The organism is Streptomyces sp. M-16 (genome assembly GCF_052114405.1).
Classification (GTDB): Bacteria; Actinomycetota; Actinomycetes; order Streptomycetales; family Streptomycetaceae; genus Streptomyces.
The window spans coordinates 1-1,801 of sequence record NZ_JBFRER010000287.1; the positions used below are offsets into that span (position 1 = coordinate 1).

The 1,801-nt window shown below is 66.6% G+C and carries 2 protein-coding genes and 1 pseudogene; 2 read left to right on the forward strand and 1 reads right to left on the reverse strand.

The window, feature by feature from the left end; translation table 11 throughout:
- Window positions 1-515 (reverse strand): annotated as a pseudogene (locus tag AB4039_RS42120) (ISNCY family transposase); the annotation flags it as partial.
- A 220-nt stretch (window positions 516-735) separates the two neighbouring features.
- On the opposite strand from AB4039_RS42120, the gene AB4039_RS42125 reads away from it, so the two are divergent.
- Entirely contained in the window at window positions 736-1,074 is a 339-nt protein-coding gene (locus AB4039_RS42125; RefSeq protein WP_399456634.1) for a PadR family transcriptional regulator, read from the forward strand.
- Window positions 1,071-1,649, forward strand: coding sequence for a hypothetical protein (locus tag AB4039_RS42130; RefSeq protein WP_442273295.1), 579 nt, complete (start codon window positions 1,071-1,073; stop codon window positions 1,647-1,649). Before AB4039_RS42125 ends, AB4039_RS42130 begins: the two co-directional genes overlap by 4 nt.
- The last annotated feature ends 152 nt before the right edge of the window (window positions 1,650-1,801 follow it).

Below are 1,801 nucleotides of genomic sequence, written 5' to 3' on the forward strand. Positions count from 1 at the left end.
TCCACGCGCACCGGGACCCTCTTGTGATCACCCTCCCAACACGCGTTCCGGTGCATCCGCGGGCGCTTGCCATAGACGTCATACCGACGCCGGGCCCCCTCACCACCCTTCAACCCAGCCCGCTCCCCCGCCGACAAGTCCTGCCGCACGGCACGCTGCAGAGCACGAAGAGAAGGCACCGAGTCCACGACACCAGCCTTCACCGCCTCGGCGACCAGCTCACGATGGACCGCGGCCACGTTCCCGCCCCACACCGCCAGACGCGCGCGGACATCCGCACTCACACCGGCCCGAGCCAGCGTCCGGGCCGACAGACGCCCCTCACGCCGGGCCACCGACAACCAGCTCCACACCGTCCGCTCGGACACGTCCAAAGCCGAAGCAGTCAACCGCACGTGTACAGAACCGAGTTCACCGCGACCATCGAGGGCCATCAGGCGCGTGACCGCCGCCTCCCGCCCGACGACGGCCGGCGCCACCCAGTCAGCGAAGCCACCGGGACCGTCTTCAACCATCAGCCCCTCCCGCAGACGCCCATCCCCGCCCCGGAACGCTGTCCACGACCACGCACCCCACACCGACACGCCGAACCGCATCCCACCAACGAGTGACGACCCCAGCGAGCCGAGCAGTCAGGCCTGTGCTCTCCCGAGCGGGATCCAGCCCCCGAAGGGAGCTGCGGTCAGGGTCTGTTGAACCCTGGACAACCTAACTCTATATAGCTAGAATTCGGTTATGGACAGGCCATTCAAGGTCACGCAGGCAACGCTCGACGTGATGGAGGCCCTGCTCGTATCCGAGGAGGGCGTCCACGGGTACGCCATCGCACAGGCCGCCAAGAAGCCCACCGGCAGCGTCTACCCGATCCTCGCCCGCCTGGAATCAGCGGGATGGCTGGAGAGCAGTTGGGAGACCGCAGAACAAACCCCCGGAGTGCCGCGCAAGCGCTTCTACCGGCTCACCCCGAACGGCACCGCCGGAGTCCGTGAAGTACTGCTCGAACGACGTGGCGCACTCCCCTCACCCCCCGCACGGGCAAACCCCCTGCGCAGCCCCGGATGGGGAATCGCGTGATAGATCTCCTGCGCTACATCGCCCCACTCATCGCCGGGCTCCTCGTCAACGAAGCAGTCGACATCAGCCCGTGGCTGGCCCGCAGAACCATCCGATGGGCAGCCCACCGCATCCCCGACGCAGAACCGGCACTGCGCTACGAAGAGGAATGGACCGCGCTCCTCGACCAGCGCCCCGGCAAGCTCCTCAAGCTGACCTACGCCCTCACGTTCCTCATCCCCGCCCTCCGGATGCGGCGCGAGGCCCTCGGACGAACCTCATGGCCCCGCCGGCTCGCCCACGCGCACACAGACTTCTGGACCGGCCCCAAAATGATGCGCGGCTGGCTCCTCTTCCCCCTGGGCATGGCCAGCCTGATGTGGTCTGAACGCATCCCGCCCACTGCGGACAACAACACCCTGTACCTCGCCGTCGCCATACCCGGAAGCATCGCGATGACCTATCTCACAGCAGGCATGATCACCTACAAGCGCTTCCTACGACGCCAGGCAGYCCTCGCCGCCACAGGCGATACGCAGGCCCACGAACACCTCGACCGGTGGCACGGAACCAGGCACTGCCCCGAACACCGCTAACCACCCACCCCACACACGCGACAGCAGACCTTCAGCGGGAAACGACACCGGCCTTCAGCAGAAGAACGACACCCCGCAACCCGCCCACCAGCAAAAACACCTACTGAAAGCCCTGTCGCCAACCACTGAAAATCACACGTCGCGCATCATCT